4 protein-coding genes are annotated in these 3986 nt (G+C 68.8%); all 4 read left to right on the forward strand.

Translation table 11 applies throughout. The features are described from left to right. On the forward strand, positions 1 to 1343 hold a 1343-nt coding region (gene glmU / locus I0Q12_RS17115), incomplete at its 5' end, for a bifunctional UDP-N-acetylglucosamine diphosphorylase/glucosamine-1-phosphate N-acetyltransferase GlmU (RefSeq protein WP_197253034.1). After that, positions 1340 to 2317 carry a ribose-phosphate diphosphokinase gene (locus I0Q12_RS17120; protein WP_197253035.1) on the forward strand — a complete coding sequence of 326 codons (978 nt, stop codon included), beginning with the start codon at positions 1340 to 1342 and terminating at the stop codon, positions 2315 to 2317. The genes glmU and I0Q12_RS17120, both read left to right, overlap by 4 nt. Before the next feature lie 28 nt (positions 2318 to 2345). Next, a complete protein-coding gene (locus tag I0Q12_RS17125; protein ID WP_197253036.1) occupies positions 2346 to 2975 on the forward strand; it encodes a DUF2461 domain-containing protein in 630 nt (209 codons plus the stop codon). 170 nt (positions 2976 to 3145) lie between these two features. Then, complete coding sequence (locus I0Q12_RS17130; RefSeq protein WP_197253037.1) at positions 3146 to 3814, forward strand: hypothetical protein; 669 nt, start codon at positions 3146 to 3148, stop codon at positions 3812 to 3814. Positions 3815 to 3986 lie beyond the last annotated feature (172 nt).

Below are 3986 nucleotides of genomic sequence, written 5' to 3' on the forward strand. Positions count from 1 at the left end.
ACCCGGATCACCTGGTCGTGGTCGTCGGTCACGACCGTGAACGCATCTCCACCGCCGTCACCGATCTCGCAGCCCACCTCGACGGAGACGTCCGCGTCGCCGTGCAGGACGAGCAGCTCGGCACGGGCCATGCCGTCGAGTGCGCACTGACCACCCTTCCCGACGACTTCGCCGGCACCGTCGTCGTCACGGCCGCGGACGTCCCGCTGCTCGACAGCGACACGCTGCGCGCCCTGCTGGAGACGCACGCCGAACCCGAAGCTGCGGCCGTCACCGTGCTCACCACGACCGCGGCCGACCCCACCGGCTACGGCCGGATCCTGCGCACCACCGACGGCGACGTCGAACGCATACACACCGGCGTTCACCTCGGTGATCGCCAGCTGGGTCGGGGTCGCTTCCTTGTGCTCGATGATCGCGGTGACGTCGCCGCGCTGCGCTCGGCGCTCGGCAAGCTCAGCGCCGACAATGCGCAGGGCGAGCTGTACCTGACCGACGTCGTGTCGATCGCCCGCGGCGAGGGGCTGACCGTGCGCGCCCACTACACCGACGACGCGGTGAGCGTCGCCGGAGCGAACGACCGTGTGCAGCTCGCGGCGCTCGCGGCCGAACTGAACCGCCGCACCCTCGAGTACTGGATGCGCGAGGGTGTGACGGTGATCGACCCGGCGACCACGTGGGTCGACGTCGACGTCACCCTCGCACCGGACGTGACACTGCACCCGGGTGTGCAACTGCACGGGCGCACGTCGATCGGTGAGGACGCGGTGATCGGACCGGACACCACCCTGACCGATGTGCAGGTCGGTGCCGGAGCGTCGGTGGTGCGGACCCACGGATCGGATTCGGTGATCGGCGCGGACGCGTCCGTCGGCCCCTTCGCGTACCTTCGACCGGGCAGCGAACTCGGCGCCGAAGGCAAGATCGGCACGTTCGTCGAAACGAAGAACGCGCAGATCGGAGCGCATTCGAAGGTGCCGCACCTGACCTATGTCGGGGACGCGACGATCGGTGAGCATTCCAACATCGGCGCGTCGAGCGTGTTCGTGAACTACGACGGGGTCAAGAAGTACCGGACCGTCGTCGGATCGCACGTGCGGACCGGTTCCGACACCATGTTCGTGGCTCCCCTGACGGTGGGCGACGGCGCGTACACGGGCGCCGGGACGGTGCTCCGGCGGAACGTTCCACCGGGGGCGCTGGCAGTGTCGGGTGCGCCACAGCGCAATATTGAAGGATGGGTCCAGCGAAATCGAGCCGGGACCCCCGCCGCTGAGGCAGCATCATTGGCGTCGCAGCAGCAGCAAGAGAACGAACCGCAAAAGGACGGCCTGGACCAGTGACCAATTGGATCGACAATCAGAAGAACCTGATGCTCTTCGCCGGCCGGGCACACCCCGAGCTGGCGGAGCAGGTCTCGAAGGAACTGGGCATCCAGGTCACGCCGCAGACCGCGCGTGACTTCGCCAACGGCGAGACCTTCGTGCGGTTCGAGGAGTCGGTGCGTGGCTCCGACGCCTTCGTGCTGCAGAGCCATCCGTTCCCGCTGAACCAGTGGGTGATGGAGCAGCTCATCATGATCGACGCGCTCAAGCGTGGTTCGGCCAAGCGCATCACCGCGATCCTGCCGTTCTACCCCTACGCCCGTCAGGACAAGAAGCACCGCGGCCGCGAGCCCATCTCGGCTCGCCTGATCGCCGACCTGCTCAAGACCGCCGGTGCCGACCGCATCATCACTGTCGACCTGCACACCGACCAGATCCAGGGCTTCTTCGACGGCCCGGTCGACCACATGCACGCGCAGGGTCAGCTCGCGGAGTACATCCGCGGCCACTACGGCGTCGACAACATCGCCGTGGTCTCCCCCGACTCGGGTCGCGTCCGCGTCGCCGAGAAGTGGGCCGACACCCTCGGTGGTGCCCCGCTGGCGTTCATCCACAAGACCCGCGATCCGCTGGTGCCGAACCAGGTCAAGTCCAATCGCGTAGTCGGTGAGGTCGAGGGCCGCACCTGCATCCTGATCGACGACATGATCGACACCGGCGGCACCATCGCCGGCGCGGTGCGGGTCCTCAAGGAGGCCGGCGCCGGTGACGTCATCATCGCCGCGACGCACGGTGTGCTGTCCGACCCTGCCGCCGAGCGCCTCGCCGCGTGCGGTGCCAAGGAGGTCATCGTCACCAACACGCTGCCGATCCCGCCGGAGAAGCAGTTCGAGACCCTCACCGTGCTGTCGATCGCTCCGCTCCTGGCGCAGACGATCCGCGAGGTGTTCGAGAACGGCTCGGTGACGTCGCTGTTCAACGGCGTGGCCTGAAACCCGTTCCACAGGGCACACTGTCGGGGTGTTCACTGGATTCCCCGTCGCCGCACTCGACTTCTACGAGGATCTCGAAGCCGACAACAGCAAGGCATTCTGGGCCGCGCACAAGGCCGTATACGACGACTGCGTGCGCGGCCCGATGCTTGCGCTGCTCGCCGAACTGGAGCCGGAATTCGGTGCCGGCAAGGTCTTTCGGCCCTATCGCGATGTCCGGTTCAGCAAGGACAAGACGCCGTACAAGACACACCAGGGCGGCTTCGTGCAGACCGCCCCGGGCGTCGGCTACTACGTGCAGGTCGACGCGGCGGGTCTGATCGTCGCCGGCGGCTTCTACGCCGGATCCGGTGCGCAGATCGAGGCGTACCGTGCGGCCGTCGACGACGAACGGCGCGGCACCCAGCTCGAGAAACTGGTCCGGAAACTGCGCCGCGACGGTTTCGAAATCGGTGGCGCCCAACTGAAGACGCGTCCGCGCGGGGTCGACCCCGACCACCCGCGGCTCGACCTGATGCGCCACAAGGCGCTCACCGCGGGACGCACCGAACAGTCGCCCCCGTGGCTCGACAGCGCCCGCACGCTCGACGAGGTCCGTGACGCCTGGCGCCGTTTCCGTCCGCTCGTGGAATGGCTCACCGCGGCGACCGCCACCTGACGGCCGACGGAAACCAGCAGACCGGCCGGTACGGAAAGCGCTGTGCCGCAACACTTTGCCTACCGCGGTCGCCCCGCTAACATGATTTTCGTCACTTTCCCGTCCGTCCCCGCAGGTCACGTCCGTCCCACGCGCCGTGGCCGCCCGACTTTCACTTAAGGTGGCTCCTCGTGATCGACGCGCAGACTCTCGAGGCCCCCACCGAATCCGCGACAATCCGGACAGCACGACGGTGGACACCGGGTGCCTGCGTATGGTGCGGCGACCTCGAGGCCGTCGAGGAGTACCGCAACGAGCCGCGCTGCGCGACCTGCCGCAAGCACGAGGACATCATCGAGGAAGCGCGCAAGTTCGTCGGCATGTACGGCCTGCGCCCGATCGGCGGAACCCTCCAGTCCGACGACGAGGAAGAGTACGAGCACCGCCTCGCCGCGCGCGATGCCCGCCGCGCCCTCAACGACATTCGGCTCGCCGAGCAGCCCGATCCGGCGCTCGTGCGCAAGGCCCTCCGTCCGCGCGCCGCCGCCGTGGTCGCCGAGAACGCCCCGGCCCGCGCCTCGAAGCCGCGCACCGCGTCGCCGCGCCCCTCGTCGTCCCGCAGCTCCTCCGAGCCCGCTCCCGCACCCGTGCGCACCGACGCCGTCGACGTCGACGAGATCCAGGCCCGCGCCCTCGCGCTGCTCGACCAGCTCTCCGCGATCGACGCGCAGCTCGCGCTCGTCGCCGAGCAGACCGGCCTGGCGGCGCGCGCCCGCCGCAGCGACCTCGAGAAGCAGAAGGCCACCATCATGCGCACGCTCGGCGCGCTGGAGAAGGCACGGCTCAGCGCCCTGTCCTGATCCACTGCCGCCGGACGCGGCATCCCCGGTTTTTCCCGTTCCCGCCCGCCACCAGACGGTAGCGTGACGGCTGTCACATCACGTGCAGCCGACGAGGTTCGTCCCGCCGATCGGACCACCGACCCGGGTCGACCCGGGGAGGAGCCGACATGGCAGTCGAACCGGCAGGAAC

Source organism: Rhodococcus sp. CX (assembly GCF_015865005.1).
In the GTDB taxonomy this organism is placed as follows: Bacteria; Actinomycetota; Actinomycetes; order Mycobacteriales; family Mycobacteriaceae; genus Rhodococcus.